The following is a 21,395-nucleotide window of genomic DNA, read 5'->3' on the forward strand; positions in this document are numbered from 1 at the left end:
CGTCATGGCAGCGACAGCCGCACTGCGCCCGGACGAGAGACGCGACCCCGCGGCACCGGCCTTCCCGCCGCCGCAGGTCACGGCCCGGCCGATCGACCGGGCCGCCTGGATCGCCGCCTACCGGCAGGTCCGGAGCGAGACCGAGCGCCGCGCCGCGCCGCTCTCGCCGGAAGACCAGCAGGTCCAGTCGATGGCCGATGCCAGCCCGACCAAGTGGCACCGGGCGCATGTCACGTGGTTCTTCGAGCAGTTCCTGCTGCGGGAGCACCTGCCGGGCTACGCGATCTACGACGCGCGGCTGCACTACCTGTTCAACTCGTACTACGTGGCGGCCGGTCCCCGTCAGCCGCGCATCCAGCGCGGCATGATCACCCGCCCGACCATGGCGGAGGTCGCGGCCTACCGCGCCCATATCGACCGGGCGGTCGAGGCCCTGCTGGGCCAAGCCTCCGAGCGCGCGCTCGAGGCAGTGCTGCCGATCCTGGAGATCGGCCTCTACCACGAGCAGCAGCACCAGGAGCTCCTCCTCACCGACATCCTGCACGCCTTCGCGCAGAACCCGCTGAACCCGGCCTACGACCCGGACTGGCGCTTCCCGAAGGCGGCGGCGCAGGCCGGCCAGGTCACCCTCGACCGCGCGATCGCGTGGATCGGGCATGCGGGCGAAGGGTTCTCGTTCGACAACGAGTCGCCCCGGCACGAGACGCTGATCCCGGCCGGCCGCCTCGACCGGGCGCTGGTGACGAACCGCCAGTGGCTCGCCTTCATGGAGGATGGCGGCTACGCCAAGCCGGAGCTGTGGCTCTCCGACGGCTGGTACGCCGGGCCGGCGGAGGGCTGGGAGGCCCCCGGCTACTGGCGCCGGGACGGGGAGGGGTGGGCAACCATGACGCTGGGCGGCGAGCGCCCGGTGGACCTCGACGCGCCCGTCACCCACGTCAGCTACTACGAGGCCGACGCCTACGCCCGCTGGGCCGGCCGCTTCCTGCCGACCGAGTTCGAGTGGGAGGTCGCGGCCCGCGACGGCGGCCTGCCGGACGCCTTCGGCCTCGTCTGGCAATGGACCCGCAGCGCCTACGTCCCCTACCCGGGGTACCGGCCGCTCCCGGGTGCGCTCGGCGAGTACAACGGCAAGTTCATGGCCAACCAGTTCGTGCTGCGGGGCTCGTCGGTGGCGACCCCCGAGGGCCATGCCCGGCTGCCGTACCGCAACTTCTTCTATCCGCACCAGCGCTGGCAGTTCACCGGCCTGCGCCTCGCCGACGCCGCCTGACGCGCCCCGGAGCCGCCCTTGACCATCAAGCCCACCTTCGCCGACGCGACGCCGGTCACGCTGGACGCGCCACCGCTGAGCTTCCTCGACGACGTCCGCGCGGGCCTGTCCAAGCCCCAGAAGGCCCTGTCGCCGAAATACTTCTACGACGAGGCCGGGTCCGCGCTGTTCGAGGCGATCACCCGGCTCCCGGAATACTACCCGACCCGGACCGAGATCGGCATCCTCGACGCCTGCGGGCCCGAGATCGCCGCGCTGCTGCCGGCCCACGCGGCGCTGGTGGAGTTCGGCAGCGGCTCGACCGTGAAGCTGCGCCGTCTCCTGCGCCACCTCGACACCCTCGCGGCCTACGTGCCGGTGGACGTCTCCGGCGAGTTCCTGCGCGGGCAGGCGGAGGTCCTGCGGGGCGACTTCCCGGACCTGCGGGTCGAGCCGGTCGTGGCCGACTTCACCCGCGACTTCGACCTGCCGGAGAGCCTGAACGGCCTGCCGCGCGCCGGGTTCTTCCCGGGCTCGACCATCGGCAACTTCGACCCGCACGAGGCCGAGGATCTGCTGCGCCGGTTCGGCCGGATCCTGGGGCCGGGCGCCCACATGATCGTCGGCGTCGACCTCGTGAAGGACGCGGCGGTGCTGGAGGCCGCCTACGACGACGCGCAGGGCGTCACCGCCGCCTTCAACCTCAACCTCCTGACCCGGATCAACCGGGAACTCGCCGGGCGCTTCGAGCCCGACGCCTTCGGCCACCGGGCGGTGTTCAACACCGACGCCTCGCGGATCGAGATGCATCTCGTCGCCCGCGACGCCCAGGCGGTGCGGGTCGGCGCCGACACCTTCGCGTTCGCGGCGGGCGAGACGATCCACACCGAGAGCAGCTACAAGTACACGCCGGCCACGTTCCGCGCGCTGACCGAGCGGGCGGGCTGGACGTGGCTGACGGTCTGGACCGACCCGGACCAGCTGTTCTCGGTCCACGCGCTCCGGCTGGACTGAGCGGGGCCGGGCGGGGCACGCGGATCCATGCGCTTCGGCCCGCGCTGGTTCCTGCTGGTGGCGCCCGCCCTGGGGGCCCTGGCGGGGCTCCTCTACGGGGTGATCTTCGGGATCGCCCCGCTGACCGGGACGGCGATCCGCGGCGCGATCATCGGCACGCCGATCCTGCTCTACGAGCGGCAGTTGCTGGCGCCGCGGCTGCGCGACCGCATCCGCGGCCTCGCGACGCCGCTGTTCCTGCTCGCCACCGTGGCGCTCTACATCGCGCTGATCGTGGTCGGGAACGCGGTCGCCAGCACGGTGCTGAACCAGCTGTTCCGCTTCATGTACAGCGAGCGGAACGCGATGCTGATGTCGCAGTCCGGCCTGCTCTACGCGCTCGGCATCTCGGCCCTGGTGGTGTTCGTGTTCCGGGTCCGCGACCTGATCGGCCCTGGCGTCTTCGCGAACCTGCTGATCGGGCGCTACCACCGGCCGATCAGCGAGGAGCGGATCTTCCTCTTCCTCGACGTGACCGGGTCGACGCGCTTCGCCGACCGCCACGGCGACCGGGCGGCGCAGGCCTATCTCGGGCAGGTCTTCAACGCCCTGGCGCTGCCGGTGGCGCGCGCCCGCGGCTCGATCGACGACTACGTCGGCGACCTCGCGCTGGTGACCTGGACGATGGAGCGGGGCCTGCGCGACGCCGCCTGCCTGCGCTGCGTCTTCGCGTTCCAGGAGCGGCTCGCCGCCGAGGCGGAGAGCTGGCGGGATCGCTTCGGGCAGGTGCCGCAGTTCCGCGCCGCGCTGCATTGCGGCCCGGTCGTGACCGCCGAGATCGGGCTGGAGCGGCACAAGATCGCGTATTTCGGCGACGTCGTGAACACGACGGCCCGGCTGGAGGCCCTGTCGAAGACCTTGGGCGTCGACGTCCTCGTCTCGGCCGACCTCCTCGCCCGGCTCGGCCCGCTGCCGGACGACCTCGTGGCGGAGGATCTCGGAGCCCACGCCCTGCGCGGCCGCGCCGAGCCCCTGGCGGTGGCGGCGATCCGGCGCCGGACCGCCGTCGCGGCACCCGCGCGACCGCTGCCGAGCCGCGCCGCGACCGCGTGAACCGCCGCGGCGACGAGCCCGTCAGGCGCCGAGCGCCTTCAGCACCGCCCGGGCGGCGCGCTCGCCGTCGAGGGTCGCCCCGCCCACCGTCATGGCGCCGCCGCCCGCCAGCGCCTCCCCGGCGAAGAACACGCGCCCGCCGACCGGCGCGCGCAGGCGGTCGCGGGCCTCCGCGTGGCCGGGGGCGGCGATCGAGTAGGAGCCCCGGGCGTGCGGGTCCGTCCACCAGCCGGCGAGGCGCCCGGCCTGGACGGCGCTGCGGGCGCCGCCGCCGAGGACCGCGACCAGGCGCTCGGTGGCGAGCGCCACCGCCTCCGCCTCACCGGCCCGGCACAGGTCGCGCGCGAGGTCGCCGCCGAGATTGGCCACCGCCAGGGACCTGCCGAAGGGCTGCATCTCGAAGTAGATCGTCGGGCCGCCCGTCGCCACCGAGACCGCGTCGCCGAGGTCGGCACCGTCGAGGCGCGCGGGGTCGAGGCGCAGGCCGATCTTGGTGTAGGCGCCCATCGACAGGCCGTCGAGCGCCGTCCGGGCGGCGTCCGGCAGGTCCGGCGCGAACGCCACGGCCCCGGCCTTCAGCACGCCGACCGGCACCGTGACGATGGCGGCGGCGGCCGCGATCGTGCCCCGCGCCGTCTCGACCCGGACCCCGCGGCCCGACCAGTCGATCGCCCGCACGGGGCAGCCGAGGCTGACCGGCAGGTCGGCGAAGTGCCGCGCCACGAGGTCGCCGTAGCCGTCGATCCAGAGGTCGGAGCCGGACCAGAGCCGGTCGTAGTCCACGGCCGAGACCCGCTCGGGATCCTCGCCGAGGGAGAGCCGGCTCAGGCCGGCCGCCGCCAGGGCGGCGTCGGGGCCGCCGGCCCCGGCCGCCTCCGCCAGGGACGGGTCGCCGCCCTTCGGGGCGAGCAGCGCGTCGAGGCCGGAGAAGCCGGCACGCCGCCGCGCCGCCTCGGCGACGGTGGCGGGACGGCCGTCGACGACGAGCCGGCGCGCCCAGCCGTCCTCGCGGGCGACGTGCGCCCCGGCCGCCCGGGCGATGGGCGCCCAGGGATTGCGCTCGGCCCAGTGGATGTACTCGGCGCCGGCGTCGAACCGGCACGCGTCGCCGAGCGCCCGGTCGGTGAAGGCGCGGCCGCCGATCCGGTCCCGGGCCTCGACGAGGGTGAAACTCTGCCCTGCCGCCCGCAGGAGGGCGGCGGCCGCGAGCCCCGCGGCCCCGGCGCCGACGACGACCACGGATCCGCCGCCGGCGCGGGCCCGGAGGGCCGGCATCGCCAGGAGGGGGGCGGCGAGCAGCGATCGACGGGTCGGTGTCATGGGCGCGCCCGCTCGGAACCGTCCGGAGGCGTCGCCTCCCCCGCGCCGGGACCCGCGGCGGCGCGCTAGCCGCGCGCGCCCTGGGGACCCGAACGCTTCTCCATCATGGCCTTGACCTGCATCAGCTGGTCCCAGACCTGGCCCGGCGAGGTGCCGAAGAAGTCGAAGCCGGCGGCGATGCCCCAGTAGATGCCGAAGCAGATGAACGGCACGAGCACCCAGGCCAGCACCTCCTCGCCGCGGCGGCGCCGCTGGCGACGCCGGCGCCGCTCCTCGCGCCGGGTGAGCTTCTTGGGGGGCGCCGGCTGCGCGACGGGGGACAGAGGTCCCTCGTGCAGGTTGTCAGTCATCGGGCGCCTCCTCGCCGCGGCGCATGCGCGTCGCGGCGGTCATAGACCGGCGGCCCCCGAGTCCGGAAGGCCGCCAGCCGGCCTGCACACCATTAGGCGCGCACGAGTGGCACCTTCGGCACGGTCCGGACGCCGCCGCCCGAGCTGCCGCCGCCGCCCTTGTTGTCCTTCGGCGTCTTCTTCCGGGCCGCGGTGCGGGGCTTGGCGCGCTTGTGGCGCTTGGCGGCGTTGGTCACGTCCTTCTCGGGCTTGGGCGTCACGGGACCCGCCGGGAAGTCGAAGCCCAGGCTGTCCTTGGCGCCGGCCTTGGCCTCGCCGTCCTCCGGCTTGCGGACGACCACGCGGACCGCGCCGCCGTCCTTGAGCTTGCCGAACAGGACCTCGTCGGCGAGCGGCGTCTTGATGGTCGACTGGATCAGCCGGGCCATCGGGCGCGCGCCCATCGCGTCGTCGTAGCCGTGCTCCACCAGCCAGTCCCGGGCCTCGTCGGAGAGCTCGATCGTGACGTTGCGGTCGGCGAGCTGCGCCTCGAGCTGGAGGACGAACTTGTCCACCACCTTCGCCACCACGTCCTTCGGCAGGTGGCCGAACGAGATGATCGCGTCGAGCCGGTTGCGGAATTCCGGCGCGAACAGCCGGTTGATCGCCTCGACGTCGTCGCCGGAGCGCTTCGACTGGGTGAAGCCGTAGGCCGCCTTGGCCAGGTCCGAGGCGCCCGCGTTCGACGTCATGATGATGATGACGTTGCGGAAATCGACCTGCTTGCCGTTGTGGTCGGTCAGCTTCCCGTGATCCATCACCTGCAGCAGGATGTTGAACAGGTCCGGATGCGCCTTCTCGATCTCGTCGAGGAGGAGCACGCAGTGCGGGTGCTGGTCGATCCCGTCGGTGAGCAGGCCGCCCTGGTCGAAGCCCACGTAGCCGGGGGGCGCGCCGATCAGGCGGCTCACCGTGTGGCGCTCCATGTACTCCGACATGTCGAAGCGCAGCATCTCGACGCCGAGCGAGGCGGCGAGCTGCTTGGCGGCCTCGGTCTTGCCGACGCCGGTCGGGCCCGCGAACAGGTACGAGCCGATCGGCTTGTCCGGGTCGCGCAGGCCGGCCCGGGCCAGCTTGATCGCCGAGGTTAGGGCCTCGATGGCGTTCGGCTGTCCGTAGACCACGCGCTTCAGGTTCTCGGTCAGGTGCTGGAGCACCACCGCGTCGTCCTTGGAGACCGTCTTCGGCGGGATCCGGGCCATCGTGGCGATGGTCGCCTCTATCTCCTTGATGCCGATGGTGCGCTTGCGGCGCGCCTCCGGCACCAGCATCTGCGAGGCGCCGGTCTCGTCGATCACGTCGATCGCCTTGTCGGGCAGCTTGCGGTCGTTGATGTAGCGGGCCGACAGCTCCACCGCGGCCTTCACGGCCTCGGTCGTGTACTTGAGCTTGTGGAACTCCTCGAAGTACGGCCGCAGGCCCTTCACGATCTCGATCGTGTCGGGGATCGACGGCTCGTTGACGTCGATCTTCTGGAAGCGCCGCACCAGGGCGCGGTCCTTCTCGAAGTACTGGCGGTACTCCTTGTAGGTGGTCGAGCCGATGCAGCGCAGCGTGCCGGAGGCGAGCGCCGGCTTGAGCAGGTTCGACGCGTCCATGGCCCCGCCCGAGGTCGCGCCGGCGCCGATCACCGTGTGGATCTCGTCGATGAACATGATCGCGTTCGGGTGCGCCTCGATCTCCTTCATGACCTGCTTGAGGCGCTCCTCGAAGTCGCCCCGGTAGCGGGTGCCGGCGAGCAGCGTGCCCATGTCGAGGGAGAAGACGGTCGCGTCGGCGAGCACCTCCGGCACCTCGTGCTGGATGATCTTGCGCGCCAGACCTTCGGCGATCGCGGTCTTGCCGACGCCGGGATCGCCGACCAGCAGCGGGTTGTTCTTCTGCCGGCGGCAGAGGACCTGGATCGTCCGCTGGACCTCGCTCTCGCGGCCGATCAGCGGGTCGATCTTGCCGTCGCGGGCCTTCTTGTTGAGGTTGACGCAGTAGGCGTCGAGCGCGTCGCCCTTCTTCTTGGCGCCGCGGGGATCGCCCTCGTCGCTCGGACGCTCGGACGCGCCCTCCTCGTCGGCGCCGCGCACGGGCTTCGCCTCGGAGGCGCCGGGCCGCTTGGCGATGCCGTGGCTGATGTAGTTGACCGCGTCGTAGCGGGTCATGTCCTGCTCCTGCAGGAAGTAGGCGGCGTGGCTCTCGCGCTCGGCGAAGATCGCCACCAGCACGTTGGCGCCGGTCACCTCCTCGCGGCCCGACGACTGGACGTGGATCACGGCGCGCTGGATCACGCGCTGGAACCCGGCCGTGGGCTTGGCGTCCTGCCGGCCATCGCCGGTGAGGTTGGAGAGCTCGGTGTCGACGTAGTCGACCAAGCTGCGCTTGAGCGTGTCGATCTCGACGTTGCAGGCGCGCATGACCGCGGCCGCATCTTGGTCATCCACCAGGGCGAGCAGGAGATGCTCCAGCGTCGCGTATTCGTGCCGGCGCTCCCCGGCGAGCGCCAGGGCGCGGTGGAGGGCTTGTTCTAGGCTGCGTGAGAAGCTTGGCAAAGCTGGCCTCTGTCCTTCGTGCCTACCGCGAGCGGCGCCTATTTCTTTTCCATAACGCACTGGAGAGGATGTTGGTGTTTGCGTGCGAAGTCCATGACCTGCGTCACCTTGGTCTCCGCCACCTCGTAGGTGAAGACCCCGCACTCGCCGACCCCGTTCTGATGCACGTGCATCATGATCTGGTAGGCGTCCTCGTGGCTCTTGTTGAAGAACCGCTCGACCACCAGGACCACGAACTCCATCGGCGTATAGTCGTCGTTCAGAAGGAGTACCCGGTACAGACTCGGCCGCTTGGTCCGCGGCTTCGTGCGCGTGATGATCGCGGTGTTGGACCGGTCGTCGCCCCCGGGCGTGCGCGAACCGGATGCCGTGACCGCGATACGCGCCGGCCGGTGCTCCCTGGTCGAACTCGCGGTGCCCTGCATGGGGACCTGTCTCATGTGCGTCGAACCGATCCCTTGCTCGGAGCGGGCGCCGCCGGCCCTCACGGCCGATCCTGATCCTGGCCTGCCGGGAGCAGCGCTCAGCTCCACGCCGTTTAATCTACAGACGGTGAGCCGACTTCGCCAGACGCCTGTGCGCACTTGTCCGCCCTGCACCGCGTGTCCCCGGCGCATGATGGCCGACCCGCTAGCGCGCCGGGCCGGGACGGGCCGCGGCCGGTGCCAGCGCCTTCGGCCGCAGGAACGCGCCGGTCAGGCCCAGCATCGCGTCGCCGGCGGCGGCCGAGCGAGCCGCGGCGCGCTCCCCGGCCCGCTGCAGGTACGCGGCCTGCACCGCCAGGATCTCGGTCGGGCTGCGCGCCACCGCCAGCGCCCCCCAGGTCGCCCCGAGGTCGTCGAGGGCCTTCTTGACCGAGTCGAGATACTCGATGCCGAGGGTCTGGGCCGCGCGGCTCGCGATCCCGAACCGCCGCAGGGGCGTCCCGAAGCCGGAGGCGACCGGGCTCAGGGGGAGGGCAGGGGGTTTCTGCATCGCCGATCTCCGGTCCGCCGCCGAGCCGGCCCGCCATCCGCGACCGACAGTTTCGGATCGCCGGGAGAGTGTGCGGCACGACAGCCAGCGTCAAGCTCGGGCCTGTAAGAGCGGCCGGCCGCAACCGGCACGGCATGGCCGACCGGCAACAGCGGGTCGGGAACGGCCGGTAAGCGGATGCCGGACCGGCACGATCCGGCACTCGCCGCGATCGCATTAACGGGCCTGTAACTGCACTTGCCTAACTCTCCACTGATGCAGCGGGGCCACGTGATCGGCGGAAGGCTCTGCAGGGGATACGACCGGCCAGATCCGGTCTCGCGAGGCAATCAGGCGTGATGCGTAGCGTAGTAGGCCGCTCCCGGACGATTCCAGCGCTCCCGGCCGCGATCCTGGCCGCCGCCGTCCTGACGGCCATGGCCTCACCGGCCGACGCCCGGCGCGGTCGGCACCACCACGCCCGCGCCGGCGGCGGCTACAACCCGCCCTACGCGGCGATGGTCGTGGACGTGAAGAGCGGCAAGACCTTGCACGCGGTGAACGAGGACGCCCTGCGGCACCCGGCCTCGATCACCAAGGTGATGACGCTCTACATGCTGTTCGAGCAGATGGAGCGGGGTAAGTTCGCCCTCGATTCCGACCTGACCATCTCGGCCCACGCCGCCGCCCAGGCGCCGTCCAAGCTCGGCCTGCGCCCCGGCCAGACCATCTCGGTCGAGGACGCCATCAAGGCGATCGTGACGAAGTCGGCGAACGACGTGGCCTGCGCCATCGGCGAGAACATCGCCGGCTCCGAGGAGCGCTTCGCCCAGATGATGACCGCGAAGGCCCACGCCCTCGGCATGAGCCGCACGCACTACGCCAACGCCTCGGGCCTGCCCGATCCGGACCAGCTGACCACCGCGCGTGACCTGACCGTGCTGGCCCGGGCGATCCAGGACCGGTTCCCGCACTACTACCGCTACTTCCAGACCCGGTCCTTCGCGTTCCGCGGCCGGGTGATCGGCAACCACAACCGCCTCCTGGGCAACGTCCAGGGCGTCGACGGGATCAAGACCGGCTACACGCGGGATTCCGGCTTCAACCTGATGACCGCGGCGAAGTCCGAGGGGCGCCAGATCGTGGCGATCGTGCTGGGCGGCAAGTCCGGCGCGAGCCGCGACCGGATCATGGCCGACCTCGTCCGCGCCAGCCTGCCGCGCGCCTATGCCGGCGCCCGGATCTCGGCGCCGGTCACCGAGGTCGCCGAGCGCGCCCGCCCGGCGGTCGTCGCCGACGCGGTCTCGCGGACCCGCACGCAGGTCGCCTCGGCGGACGACGAGGACGTCGAGACAACCGGCACCACCGGCGAGCCCCTCGACCTGTCCCCCGCCAAGACGACGACGCCGGGCGGCACCTGGAAGCCCGGCCCGCAGGGGATCCCGAAGGCGGCCCAGGCCTATGCCGGCGGCGGCAACGCCCAGCCGCCCTTCCCGGGCGCGTCCAAGTCCACGGCCCGGGTGGCCTCCCTCGAGCGCGACGAGCCGCCGAAGGCGGTCTCCGGCGCCCGCGTCGTCCCGACCGCCTGGGTGATCCAGCTCGGCGCCATGGACGACGAGTCCAAGGCCCGGACGATGCTCTCGGAAGCGCGCGCCAAGGTCGGCGGCAGCCTGTCGAAGGCCGCGCCCTACACGGTCAAGGTCGAGCACGGCGGCACCACGCTGTTCCGCGCCCGCTTCTCGGGCTTCTCCGAGCAGGATTCCGCCCAGGAGGCCTGCTCGGCCCTGAAGCGAAGCGGCTTCAGCTGCTTCGCCACCCGGAGCTGAGACCCGCGAGACCCGCCGGCGCGCCCGCGCGCCGCGTTTCGCGAGCCACCGGCGCGCCCGCGCGCCGGTTACGGAACGGCCGCGACCGAGTTCGTCCGCGGCCGACGATCGGTAACTCTCTGACAACGCGCGTGGAGTTCAGCGATGTCGGTTCAGAAGCCTGTCCCGGGCCGCGTTGACGCGCGCCGCGCCCTCGGCGCTGCCCCCCTGGTCGGGGTGGGCGCGCTTCATGAGAGACCGGTGGGCCGACCGGATCTCCTCAGCGGTCGCCCCGCGCTGAAGCCCCAGGATCTCGTACGCCTGCTCCTGCGTCATCGCCCCTGGATGCGGCGGACGGCGCGGCCGCGGGTCGCGATCGCCCTCAGCGTCTACACGCCATCCGGGCGACCGGCGGTCGAGATACGGCTCTAGCAGGGCGGCGCCGGCGGCGTCGCGGATCCGGCAGAGCCGCAGCAGCTCGACCACGGCCCCGGTGGGCATGCTGTCGAGCCACGCGCCGGCGCCCGGCCCCGCGATGACGCGGCCCGTGCGCAGGCTGCCGTCCGGGCGCACGAGGGCGTCGATCAGGACCGTGCGGAAGCGGCGGTCCTCCGGGTCGCGCGGGCGCTCGCCGGATCCCGGCCGGATCAGCCGGCGCAGCCGCGCGGTCATGGCGGCCTGGCCCTCGATCATCCAGACGCCGCTCAGCCCGAGCAGTGCCGCGAGGACGAAGTTCCCGCGCAGGAGCAGGAACCCGGCCGCGAGCAGCGCGAAGGCGCCGAAGGTCGGCAGACGCGCCCGCCCGAGGGCGGCGCCGAGGCCAGCCCGGAGACCGCCGCGGAGCCTCCGGCCGAGGCCGCCCGAGTTCTTCGACAGCCACCACAGGGTCAGGCAGGCGAGCAGGCCAGCGAACAGCACCATCGCTCAGCGCCGCACGCCGTAGAGGGCGGACGCGCTCCCGCCGATCTGGATGCTCGTCCCGTCCCCGAGATCGAAGTGGCCCGGCCGGCGCGGCGTCGGCGGGCGGACGCTCGCGTCGCAGCCGGGCTGCGGCGGGAGGCGCACGCCCTCGGGCAGGTTCTCCGGGCAGAGGCGCGCGCGCGTGGGCGCCTCGCCGGCGCGCGCGGCGGCGGCGAGGAGGATCAGGGACAGGAGGAGGGCCGCGCGCGTCATCGCCGGTTCTCCGCGACCTCGGCGGTGGTGACGCGGACCTGCCGGATCCGGCCGTCGCGCTCCACCTTGAGGGTCACGCCGGCGCCGAGGCCGGCCTCCTCGATGGCCGCGGTCAGGTCCGCGAGGCGGTGGACCGGGCGATCGTTGGCCTCGACGATCACGTCGCCGAGGTCGCCGGTCTGCGGGTCGACGCCGCGCAGACCGGCCTGCGCGGCCGGGGAGCCGGGCAGCACCCGCACGATCACCACGCCGTCGATGCCGAGCCGCGCGGTGGCCGCCTCCTGGGCGGCGATGATGCCGATGCCGGGATTGCGCACGCGGCCGGCCTTGATGAGCTCCGGCACGATCCGGTTCACCACGTCGACGGGGATCGCGAAGCCGATGCCGGCGCTGGCGCCGGAGGGCGAGACGATGGCGGTGTTGACGCCGATCAGCCGGCCGGCGGAATCGAGGAGCGGGCCACCGGAATTGCCCGGGTTGATCGCCGCGTCCGTCTGGATGACGCCGGACACTTCGCGGCCCTCGCTCGTCGGCATGCGGCGGCGCACGGCGCTGATGACGCCGGTGGTCAGCGTGTGGTCGAGGCCGAACGGGTTGCCGATGGCGAAGGCCGACTGCCCGACCTTGAGATCGGCCGAGGTGCCGATCGCCAGCGGCGGCGGCATGGTCCGCACCCGCCCCAATTGCAGGACCGCGAGGTCGTAGGACGGTGCCATCCCGACGAGGGTGGCGGGCACGACCTCGCCGTCGCTCATCCGGACCGAGACCGAGCCGCCGCTCCGCGCGGCGTTCTGCACGACGTGGGTGTTGGTGACGATGTGGCCGGCGCCGTCCCACACGAAGCCGGTGCCGGTCTGCGTCCCGCCCTGCTCGCCGCCCTGGTCGTCGAGGTCGAGCAGGTCGCGGTTCTGCCCGGCGCCCTGCGCGAAAACGTGAACGACGGACGGGCTCGCGCGCTCGAACAGCGCGACCGTCGAAGACTCGGCCGGCGCCAAATCGCCGCGGGCCGTGATCGCCCGGGGCGTGTCGGCCGCGTAGAGCAGCGGCTGCAGGTAGGGCTGGGCGACGTAGAGCGCCAGCAGGACCAGGACCGCGGCGAGGACGATGCGCACGGTACGATCCGGCACGGGTGACTCCGAGAGAAGCGCGTAGGCGGGCCCCGACGGGCCGAGCCTTAAGTGCGCGTTCAGGATCGGGGCGTCAACACAGAGAGGCGCCGCCGCCGACAGGCCCCTGACGTGTTCTGGCGCACGTCGGCGACCGGCGCAGACTGGCTAACGGAATGGTCATCATTCAGGAGCCACAATTCTCGCAAGTCCAGGGCAGCTCAGTCGCGCTCAATACGGACATGGAACACCGAACCGCGCCCGAACTCGTGCCTCGGCACCGGATGCTGGTTTCGAGAACCGCCCGAATTGATCGCAAAGCTGCCGCAGAGATGCTTGCATTGACGCTCAGACCATCGATCGCCGCAGCCCCTCGGCAGAGCCCGGCGGCGGCGATCTGAACGGTCCAAAACGGTTCGGAAGGACGAAACCCATGGAAACCGAAGCTCTGGAACGGCCCGCGGATCTGACGATCTGGCGCACGGCCCCGGCGACCGCCCCGCTGGCGCAGCCCGAGCGCTACCGGACCCTGCGGGAGGCGATCGCCGCCGCGGCCGGCGCCCTGGCCGACCCGGCCAAGCAGCCCTGGATCATCACCGAAGAGGGCGAGATCCTCTCGCCGAACTGGATCCGCACTTACCTGAACTGACGATCGATCTCCCGGAGAACGGGGATACCGGGGACGGCGGCGCGAAGCCCCGCCCCGGTGCCCCGCGGGCTCACTCCGCGGCGTCCGACTGGCGGAAGCCCTCGATCCCGACTTGGTCGGGGTTGATCGCGTGCAGCGCCCGCCGGGCCGCCTCGAGCGGGTGCTCGGCCTCGATCCGGACCGAGGTCAGATCCGGGCTCTTGTAGACCGTCACGATCGTGTCCATCACCTCGGTCAGCGTCGTGCGCTTGTCCTCGGGGGCGGCGATCAGCAGCTGCAGCCCCCAGGCGCGGTAGAGATCGACCAGCGCCTGGCTGTTGCGCACGTCGAGCTTCGAGAACGCCTCGTCGAGCAGGCACAGGCCGAGCCCCGGATTCTCGTCGCCCGGCCGGTCGCCCGGGTAGTAGGCGCTGGCGAGCGACGCGGCGATCGCCACGTAGAACGGCGCCTGCGCCTCGCCGCCGGAGCCGCGCAGCGCCCGGGCCGACATCGTGGTGCGGTTGCCCGCCCGGTCGCGCATGCCGATCTCGTAGACGAAGTAGTTGCGGTAATCGGCGAGCCGCGCCGCGTCGTCCGCGCCGGCGATCAGGGCGGTGATCTCCTCGAGCGCGGCCGCCATCGGCCCCTCCGCCTCGCCGGCGAGCAGCGCCTGCGCGGCCTCGGGCGAGCGGGCGGTCTCGGTGGCCAGCGCGTGGACGGCGGCGTAGCGGCGGTCCACCGCCGCCTCGAACGCGTAGGTCTGGCCGGTGAAGCTGCGCGCCGAGAGCCGCTCGTTCAGGGCCGCGAGCCGGGCATGGACCCGCTCGAACCGGTCGGCGAGGCGCGTCAGCAGGTCCTCGGTCATGAGGCGGCGCATCTCGGACTCGGCCCGCTCGGCCTGCGCCCGGTAGCGGCGCAGCTCGTGCCCCTCGACCGCCTCGTATTCCCGGCGCACCCAGGCGAAGCCGTCGATCGCCGGGGCGTCCCCCGAGGCCAGCGGGTTCTCCACCCGCCAGGCGGCGCAGGCCTCCGCCAGCTCGCGCTCGGCGATCCGCCCGTGCGAGCGGGCGGCCTCGGCGGAATCCCGGGCGAGGCCGCGCTCGGCGCTCACCCGCGCCCCGGCCGCCTTGGCGTCGAGGCCGGCGAGCGCCCGCCGCGCCTCGGCGACCGCGCCGAGGTCGAAGGGCTCGGCGCGGGCGAGGCGCACCCGCGCCGCGTCGCCCGCGCTCAGCTGGCGCAGGGCCGCCCGGCGGGCCGACAGGGCGGCGCGGACGGCCTCGCGCATAGGCCCCATCCGGGCGCGCAGGGCCGCCTCGTCGGCGAGCAGGCGGTCGAGCTTCGGCTCCAGCTCCTCCGACAATTCCCGCAGGTAGCCGACCCGCTCGGTGGTCAGCGCGGCGATCTCGGCGGCGAGCCCGGCCGTGTCGCGCTTCTCGATGCCTTCCCGCTCGGTCTGGAGCGTGCGCCGCCGCCCCTCCAGCCCGTCGAGCTCGGCCCGCAGGGCCTCCACCGCGTCGAGGCCCCGGGCGACGCGCGCCCGGATCGCGGCGGCCGTCCGGGCGGCCTCGCGCAGGACCGCGGCCTCGCCGCGCAGGCGCCGCGCCTCCGCGACGGCGATCTCGTGGGCGCGGCGGCTGTCGGCGGTCGGCCCGCGATGGCCGCGGGTCATCAGCAGGTCGACGCTGCGGGTGACCGTGTAGGCCATGCCGGCCGTGGTCCGGCCGCTGGGCGCCACGGCCCGGGACAGGCGCGCCAGTTCGGCGTCGTCCCGGGCGAGGTCGTAGCCGCCGAGCCGCACGCCGAGGAACGCCTCGGCGTGGGGGTCGCTGGTCTCGATCACGGTGAGCGGACCGTCGTCGTAGCGGCGGGCGCGCTGCTTGGCGGTGTCGGTGGTCTTGACCAGGATGCAGCGGCTGAAGCGGTCGCGGCCCGATTGCAGCACGCCGAGGGCCTCGCTCAGCCGGTCCGGGGCGACCACCAGGGCCTCGCGGGCGCGCCCGAGCAGCCCTTCGAGGGCCGGCCCCCAGGTCGGGTCGACGATCTCGGCCAATTCGCAGATCGGCAGCGCGTCGATCCCGCGTCGCTCCAGCTCGCCGCGGAACGCCACCGTATCGGAGGACAGCCGCGCCGCCGGGCCGCCGCCGGTGCGCGGCGCCGTGCGCTCGGCCTCGCTCTCCTGCGCGCGGGCCTTGAGCGCCGCGTCCTCGGCGGCCCGCTCCAGGGCCTCGTCGAAGTCGGGCAGGCGCGCCAGCCCGTCGGCCAGCTCGGCCAGCGGGCCGTCGGGGCGCAGGATCTCCTCGGGCGAGGCGTCCCGGCGCAGGCCAGCCCGGGCGCAGGCCTCGGCGAGGCGGGCCGCCTGCGGGCAGCTCTGCCGCAGGATCGGGGTGACCGGCTGGAGCTTGGCCATCTGCCCGACGAGGGCGACGAGGTCGCCGATCCGGCCGATCAGCTCCTTGCGGTCGCGCTCCAGCATGGACAGGCCGAGCGTCGAGGCCGCGAGCCGGCCCTCGGCGGCGCCCGCGGCGGCCAGCGCCTTCTTCTCGGCGATCTCGCCGTCGATCTCGCGGACGTAGCCGCGGCTCGCCGCGACGCGCTCGCGGGCGATGCGCAGGGTGTCGGCGCCCTCGCGGAGGCGGCCCCGGACGGCGATGAGGTCGAGGCTGCGGCGGCGCAGATCGGCGCTGGCCGCCCGCAGCTCGTGCGTCGCGGCGGCGAGGACCGCCTCGCCCCAGGCCTCGTAGCGGTCGCGCAGGCGCCGCAGGCGCCCGAGCCGGGTCTCCAGCTCGGCGATGGTCTCCCGGAGGCGCCGCCAGTTGGCGATGGAGTGGCGCACGCGCTCGACGTCGAGGGGCTCCGGCTCGAGCACGAAGGCGCGCACGAAGGCGCTGGTGTCGAAGATCGGCTTGAACGCCACCGCGTTGGCGAAGCTGCGCAGGAAGTGGCGCGGCTCCGGCGCCGGCGCGCCCTCGCGCAGGGTCGCCAGCACGTCGGCCGTGAAGCGCTCGCCGGAGGTGCGGTACTCGGTGAAGCTCGACGCGCGGGCGCGCAGCTCCGCGGCGATCTCGCTCCAGGGCGCCGTGTAGGTGCCGCCGGGGGCGGTGCGGGCGTAGTCGGAGACCTCGAACCTGTGCCCGACCGCGATGAAGCGCGACAGCACGGTCTCCTTCGGCTCGGCGGCCCGGGCCGCCAGGGCGAGGCCGACCGAGACCACGCGGCCGGAATCGGGGTTCTCGAAGACCAGCACCAGCACGGTCTCGCAGGATTCCCGCGTCGGGCGGCCGCCCTCCGCCGGGTCGCTGATCCAGCCCAGGCAGTAGTCGCGCACGGTGCGGGCGCTGCGGCCGGAGGCCGAGGCGTTGAGGGCGAGGCGGCTGGCGTTGTTGCCGGCCAGCACCGTGCCGACCGCGTCGAAGATCGTCGACTTCCCGGCGCCGGTCGGCCCGACCAGCGCCGCGGCGCCGCGCAGGCGGATCTGCTCGCGGCGGATCAGGTACCAGTTCGAGATGGCGATGTCGGTGAGGACGTACACGGTGTCGGTGGGTCGGGTCGGTGGCGAGGAATGAGCGGCCCAGTTGGCCGGACTCGGCCGCGTATGCAAGCCGACACACGCGAACCCGTGAAGCCTGATCCTACCTCAGGTTATAACCCTGTTAGCACAAACTGTTCATGTCCTGCGGGTCTCGCCCGCACGACCGGAACCGACCGATGCGTCTCAGTCTCAAAGCAAAACTCAGCGGCCTCTTCGCCCTCCTGCTCCTGGCGGCGATCGTTCAGGGCGGCGTGACCCTCTACAAGATGCAGGCGGTCGACCAGCGGCTCGCGGAGCTGATCGACAACGCCGTGCCGTCGATCAACGAGGCCCAGGCGATCAACGCCCTCGTGATGCGCTCGCGACTGTGGCAGTTCCGCTACGTGACGGCGGATACCGACGCCGAGCGCGAGACCAGCCTGAAGAACGCCGACGAGATGATGCGGAACCGCCAGGCGAAGGCCGAGGCGTACCGCAGCCTGGTGGCGTCGAAGGAGGAGCAGGGGATCTACGACGACCTGCTCGCCAAGCTGGCGGTGCAGCAGGCCGACTGGACGCGTCTGCGCGCCTTCCCGGCCGACCAGCACGATCAGGCGCTCGCCTATTTCCGCGGGCCGATGAACGCCAACTACCTCGCGGCATCCAGCGCGACCCGCGCCCTCGCCGACCTGAACATCCGGAACGGCGAGGCGGCCGGACGCGCGGCCCGCGACAGCCAGGCCGACGCGGTCCGGACGACCGTCGTGAGCCTGCTCGTCAGCCTCGTCATCGCGCTCGGCGCCATGCTGTACGCCTTCACGGGCGTGTCGCGGCCGCTTTCCGGGATGACGCTGTCCATGCGGCGGCTCGCCGACGGCGACACCCAGGCCGAGATCCCCTACGCGGCGCGGCGGGACGAGATCGGCGCCATGTCGGCGACCGTCGCGGTGTTCCGGGAGAACCTGCTGCACGCCCGCGCCCTCGAGGCCGAGACCGCGCAGGCCCGTGCCGGCGCCGAGGCGCAGCGCCGGCAGGCGACGCGCGAACTCGCCGACCGGTTCGAATCCGCCATCGGCGGCATCGTCGGCTCGGTGACGTCGGCGGCGACGCAGCTCCAGTCCACGGCCCAGAGCCTCACCGCGACGGCGACGCAGACGGCCGGCCAGTCCACCAGCGCGGCGGCGGCGGCCGAGGAGGCCTCCTCCAACGTCACCACGGTCGCGGCGGCGGCCGAGGAGCTCGGCTCCTCGGTCAACGAGATCGGCCGCCAGGTCGGCTCCTCGGCGGACCTGGCGCAGGCCGCCGTCCGCGAGGCCGCCGCCACGGCCGACCTCGTCCAGGCCCTGAGCACCGGCGCGCGCCGGGTCGGCGAGGTGGTCGACCTCATCTCGGCGATCGCCAGCCAGACCAACCTGCTGGCGCTGAACGCCACGATCGAGGCGGCCCGGGCTGGCGTCGCCGGCCGCGGCTTCGCGGTCGTCGCCACCGAGGTGAAGGCGCTGGCCGACCAGACCGCCAAGGCGACGGCCGAGATCTCGGCCCAGATCGCGCAGATCCAGGGCTCGACCGGCCAGGCCGTCCAGGCCATCGACGGCATCGCCGGCCGCATCCGCGAGATCAGCGGCATGGCCAACTCCATCGCGGCGGCGGTGGAGGAGCAGGGCGCGGCCACGCAGGAGATCGTCCGCAACGTCGCCGAGGCCGCGACCGGGACCGAGTCGGTGACCGTCAATGTCAGCGGCGTCGCCGGCGCCGCCGAGGAGACCGGCGCGGCCGCCGCGCAGGTCCTGGCCTCGGCCTCCGAGATGGCCCGCCAGGCGGCCCATCTCGGCAGCGAGGTCGAGCACTTCCTGGCGACGGTCCGGGCGGCCTGAGCGCGGTCACGTGGGTTCGGCCGCACGTCGCGGTTGACGTATCTCACCCCGTCATCGCGAGCGCAGCGAAGTGACCCAGGGCAGCACGACGCCGGCAATCGTGGCGCCGGCTGGATTGCTTCGCTCCGCTCGCAAAGACGGCGCCGAACTGGTCGACCGAACGACGGAATCAGGCCTCGCCGGCCTCGGACCACGCCCGCAGGCGCTCCATCCAGGCGTCGGAGGCCAGCACCGTCAGCCCCGGCAGGAGCGACAGCGGCGTGACCCGCTCGACCCGGTCGCGCTCGCCGAGGCGCAGGCCGCCGCGCTTGGCGTAGAGGCGCAGGATGTCGGCGAGCCGGCCCTCCTCGGGGGGCTCGTTGCGCGCCACGGCGCGGATCTTCTCGACGATCTCGTCGGTGGTGCAGTCGACGATCCCGTCCGTTCCGGCCCGGTGGTCGCGCAGGCCCTCCTCGTAGAGGAGCCGGAGCGCCAGCAGCACCAGGGTCTCGTCCTTGCGCAGGCGCTCCGAGACGATGTCGTGGCGCGGGGCGTCGGCGGCCGGGCTCAGCGAGACCATCTGGTCGCGGTGCGACACGGTCAGCGCGTAGCCGAGGCAGGCGAAGTAGTCGGTGAAGAACGGCGCGTAGTGCCGGGCGAGCTCGTAGGAGCGGCCGATGCCCTGCGTCTCGGCGTAGATCACCTGCCCCTTCAGCAGCACCTGGAGGGCGCGGCACAGCTCCTCGGCGTCCGGCGCCCGGGCGCCGGGCGGCGGCGGCTCGTCGCCGTCGATGATCGCGCGGAAGCCCTCAAGCACGGGGACGGCGCTCCAGCAGGAAATCCGGGCAGTCCAGCCAGCCGTTGACCACGCGCTCGGGCAGCCGGGTCAGGGCGTAGCGCGCGCCGAGCTTGGCGTCGAACAGCACGTCGATCTCGCGCAGGCGCTGGAACACGATGAAGTCGTCGACGCCCGCGATGGCGATCTGCGACCCGCGCAGCCGCACCGCCTTGCCGAGCCGGGCCTCCACGAAGGCGCTCATGCTCTCGGGCGTCACGGTGGTGCGGCGCCGGAACTCCGCCTTGGCGGCCGCGAAGGCGTCGACCACGGGGTCGTCCTCGATGTCGGGCAGCGGCTCCATGTCGATGGCCGACTTGCGGGCGCGCGGCGCCTGGAGATGCGCGTGCCCGATCGGCGGCCGCAGCAGCGAGACGTCGCCCGGCACCTCGGGGGCGATCTCCGCTTCCCCGACGGCGCGCAGCATCGCGGCGACGCGCTCGACGCCGCTCGGGTCCGGGCGGTCCATCACGTGCAGCGCGGAGGCGATCCGGCGCTCCAGGCGCGCCACCACGGCGTCGACGGCGTCGAGGTGGTTGTCGAGGCCCTCGAAGACCGCGAGGATCTGGGCGAGATCCGCCCGGACGGCCCGCTGCGCCGTGTCGAGATCGGCGCTCCGCCCCTCGCGGATCAGGCCCTCGGCCAGGGCCCGGACCGTGAGGGCGTCGCGCAGCGCCCGGCCGGCCTCGCGCACCACGCTGGCGCGGAAGCGGAACGGGTTGAAGCGGGTGTGCAGCGTCCGGTAGTCGCTGATCAGGTGGCGCTCGACGAAATCCTCGAAGAACAGCCGGAAGGTCTTGGCGCGGTCGGGCTCGCGCAGGATGCGCTCCTCGACCTTGCGCATGCCGGCCGCGAGGCCGCGCACGTGGGACAGGAAGGCGGCCGCGCCCCGCGCGGCGTTGGACAGCGCCTCGGATCGGTTCGCCGGGTCCGACAGGGCGCTCTCGAGCCCGCCCAGCACCTCCAGGACGGCGCCCCCGTAGGAGCGGGTCTCGCCCCGTTCCAGCCGCGACAGCTCCTCCAGGAGGAGGCGGGCCTCGGGGTCGAACTCCGCGACCGGGACGTAGCGCTCGCGGCGCTCGATCAGCCAGCCGGTGTCGAGGAGGCGCCGGTAGAGCGCCGTGCGGCGCTCGGCCGGGTCGGCCGAGATCGGCTCGTCGCCGCTGACCTCGGGGTCGCTCCAGCCGGCGGCGAAGTCGCCGATCTCGGCCAGGAGCTCGGCCTTGCGCACCGGCTCGGCCCCGAGGACGCGCCGGTGCAGGTGCAGGAGCAGGGCCGCGTTGAAGCCGCGGCTCGGCGAGGCCAGCGGCTTGAACAGCTCGTCGGACAGCTGCGCGAACAGCATCGTGTCGAAATTCCTGCCGTCGCGCAGCCGTGCCGCTTACTTCGCGCCGAGGAGCTCGACGTCGAAGATCAGCGTGGCGTTCGGCGGGATCACGCCGCCGGCGCCGCGGGCGCCGTAGCCGAGCTGCGGCGGGATGATCAGGGTGCGCTTGCCGCCGGTCTTCATGGTGGCGACGCCCTCGTCCCAGCCCTTGATCACCTGGCCGGCGCCGAGGGGGAAGCTGAAGGGCTGGTTGCGGTCGCGGGACGAGTCGAACTTCTTGCCCTTCTTGCCGCCCTCGTCGAGCCAGCCGGTGTACTGGACGGTGACCGTCTGGCCGGCCTTCGGCTCGGGCCCGGTGCCGACGACCTCGTCCTGATACTTGAGGCCCGACGGGGTGGTCACGGTCTCGGCATTGGCGGCTGTGGTCATGGCGATCAACGCGGCTCCGAAGAGGGGGGACAGGCGAGGCATGGTTTCTCCCTGGAGCCGGCGCCGTGCGCGCCGGCCGTCGGGAGGCCTTCTATCGCCTCGGACCCGTCCAGGCCAGGGAGGCGGCCGGCGGCGCCCCCAAAGGGCGCGCTTGGGGGCGCGCTTGGGGG

At 73.2% G+C, this 21,395-nt stretch carries 18 protein-coding genes; 6 read left to right on the plus strand and 12 right to left on the minus strand.

What is annotated here, in order from left to right; all coding sequences use genetic code 11:
- Window positions 1-4: 4 nt before the first annotated feature.
- Genes egtB through ABIC30_RS17445 form a run of 3 tightly spaced genes read left to right on the plus strand, consistent with a single transcriptional unit; the run spans window position 5 to window position 3,358 of the window.
- On the plus strand, window positions 5-1,273 hold the full coding sequence (gene egtB, locus ABIC30_RS17435; protein WP_354455826.1) for an ergothioneine biosynthesis protein EgtB: 1,269 nt from the start codon (window positions 5-7) through the stop codon (window positions 1,271-1,273).
- 18 nt (window positions 1,274-1,291) lie between these two features.
- Window positions 1,292-2,266 carry an L-histidine N(alpha)-methyltransferase gene (gene egtD, locus ABIC30_RS17440; RefSeq protein WP_020095822.1) on the plus strand — a complete coding sequence of 325 codons (975 nt, stop codon included), beginning with the start codon at window positions 1,292-1,294 and terminating at the stop codon, window positions 2,264-2,266.
- 27 nt (window positions 2,267-2,293) lie between these two features.
- On the plus strand, window positions 2,294-3,358 hold the full coding sequence (locus ABIC30_RS17445) for an adenylate/guanylate cyclase domain-containing protein (protein WP_020095821.1): 1,065 nt from the start codon (window positions 2,294-2,296) through the stop codon (window positions 3,356-3,358).
- Window positions 3,359-3,379: 21 nt separating this feature from the next.
- Here the strand turns inward: ABIC30_RS17445 and ABIC30_RS17450 are convergent, their stop codons facing one another.
- From ABIC30_RS17450 to ABIC30_RS17470, 5 genes are all read right to left on the minus strand, one after another.
- Entirely contained in the window at window positions 3,380-4,678 is a 1,299-nt protein-coding gene (locus ABIC30_RS17450; RefSeq protein ID WP_020095820.1) for a flavin monoamine oxidase family protein, read from the minus strand.
- A 65-nt stretch (window positions 4,679-4,743) separates the two neighbouring features.
- Window positions 4,744-5,028, minus strand: coding sequence for a hypothetical protein (locus ABIC30_RS17455; RefSeq protein WP_020095819.1), 285 nt, complete (start codon window positions 5,026-5,028; stop codon window positions 4,744-4,746).
- Window positions 5,029-5,120: 92 nt separating this feature from the next.
- Entirely contained in the window at window positions 5,121-7,607 is a 2,487-nt protein-coding gene (gene clpA, locus ABIC30_RS17460; RefSeq protein ID WP_026605345.1) for an ATP-dependent Clp protease ATP-binding subunit ClpA, read from the minus strand.
- Window positions 7,608-7,645: 38 nt separating this feature from the next.
- Window positions 7,646-8,032 carry an ATP-dependent Clp protease adapter ClpS gene (gene clpS / locus ABIC30_RS17465; protein WP_026605344.1) on the minus strand — a complete coding sequence of 129 codons (387 nt, stop codon included), beginning with the start codon at window positions 8,030-8,032 and terminating at the stop codon, window positions 7,646-7,648.
- Window positions 8,033-8,237: 205 nt separating this feature from the next.
- The gene (locus ABIC30_RS17470) at window positions 8,238-8,582 is read right to left on the minus strand and encodes a phasin family protein (RefSeq protein ID WP_020095815.1); all 345 of its coding nucleotides are present in this window, start codon (window positions 8,580-8,582) and stop codon (window positions 8,238-8,240) included.
- A gap of 338 nt (window positions 8,583-8,920) precedes the next feature.
- Here ABIC30_RS17470 and ABIC30_RS17475 point away from each other — a divergent pair, with 338 nt between their 5' ends.
- Entirely contained in the window at window positions 8,921-10,387 is a 1,467-nt protein-coding gene (locus ABIC30_RS17475; protein ID WP_091976918.1) for a D-alanyl-D-alanine carboxypeptidase, read from the plus strand.
- Window positions 10,388-10,525: 138 nt separating this feature from the next.
- Here ABIC30_RS17475 and ABIC30_RS17480 read toward each other — a convergent pair whose 3' ends face one another.
- From ABIC30_RS17480 to ABIC30_RS17490, 3 genes are read right to left on the minus strand one after another with little or no spacing between them, the layout of a single operon-like run.
- Entirely contained in the window at window positions 10,526-11,287 is a 762-nt protein-coding gene (locus ABIC30_RS17480; protein ID WP_020095813.1) for a J domain-containing protein, read from the minus strand.
- A gap of 3 nt (window positions 11,288-11,290) precedes the next feature.
- Window positions 11,291-11,539 carry a hypothetical protein gene (locus ABIC30_RS17485; protein WP_354455827.1) on the minus strand — a complete coding sequence of 83 codons (249 nt, stop codon included), beginning with the start codon at window positions 11,537-11,539 and terminating at the stop codon, window positions 11,291-11,293.
- The gene (locus ABIC30_RS17490) at window positions 11,536-12,666 is read right to left on the minus strand and encodes a S1C family serine protease (RefSeq protein WP_354455828.1); all 1,131 of its coding nucleotides are present in this window, start codon (window positions 12,664-12,666) and stop codon (window positions 11,536-11,538) included. Before ABIC30_RS17490 ends, ABIC30_RS17485 begins: the two co-directional genes overlap by 4 nt.
- 412 nt (window positions 12,667-13,078) lie before the next feature.
- Between ABIC30_RS17490 and ABIC30_RS17495 the strand changes: the two genes are divergently transcribed.
- Window positions 13,079-13,294 (plus strand): hypothetical protein, encoded by a 216-nt coding sequence (locus ABIC30_RS17495; protein ID WP_020095810.1) that lies wholly within the window; start codon window positions 13,079-13,081, stop codon window positions 13,292-13,294.
- A gap of 70 nt (window positions 13,295-13,364) precedes the next feature.
- Here the strand turns inward: ABIC30_RS17495 and ABIC30_RS17500 are convergent, their stop codons facing one another.
- A complete protein-coding gene (locus ABIC30_RS17500; RefSeq protein ID WP_354455829.1) occupies window positions 13,365-16,802 on the minus strand; it encodes an SbcC/MukB-like Walker B domain-containing protein in 3,438 nt (1,145 codons plus the stop codon).
- 176 nt (window positions 16,803-16,978) lie between these two features.
- Here ABIC30_RS17500 and ABIC30_RS17505 point away from each other — a divergent pair, with 176 nt between their 5' ends.
- Window positions 16,979-18,655, plus strand: a complete 1,677-nt coding sequence (locus tag ABIC30_RS17505; protein ID WP_020095808.1) for a methyl-accepting chemotaxis protein — start codon at window positions 16,979-16,981, stop codon at window positions 18,653-18,655.
- A 169-nt stretch (window positions 18,656-18,824) separates the two neighbouring features.
- On the opposite strand, the gene ABIC30_RS17510 is transcribed toward ABIC30_RS17505, so the two are convergent.
- The 3 genes from ABIC30_RS17510 to ABIC30_RS17520 are packed head-to-tail and all read right to left on the minus strand — an operon-like array spanning window position 18,825 to window position 21,267.
- On the minus strand, window positions 18,825-19,451 hold the full coding sequence (locus tag ABIC30_RS17510) for a DUF4194 domain-containing protein (RefSeq protein WP_020095807.1): 627 nt from the start codon (window positions 19,449-19,451) through the stop codon (window positions 18,825-18,827).
- Complete coding sequence (locus ABIC30_RS17515) at window positions 19,444-20,814, minus strand: Wadjet anti-phage system protein JetA family protein (RefSeq protein WP_091976913.1); 1,371 nt, start codon at window positions 20,812-20,814, stop codon at window positions 19,444-19,446. Before ABIC30_RS17515 ends, ABIC30_RS17510 begins: the two co-directional genes overlap by 8 nt.
- A gap of 36 nt (window positions 20,815-20,850) precedes the next feature.
- A complete protein-coding gene (locus ABIC30_RS17520; protein ID WP_026605341.1) occupies window positions 20,851-21,267 on the minus strand; it encodes an FKBP-type peptidyl-prolyl cis-trans isomerase in 417 nt (138 codons plus the stop codon).
- Between the last annotated feature and the right edge of the window lie 128 nt (window positions 21,268-21,395).

Origin of the sequence: Methylobacterium sp. 1030 (assembly GCF_040544715.1) — a bacterium.
Classification (GTDB): Bacteria; Pseudomonadota; Alphaproteobacteria; order Rhizobiales; family Beijerinckiaceae; genus Methylobacterium.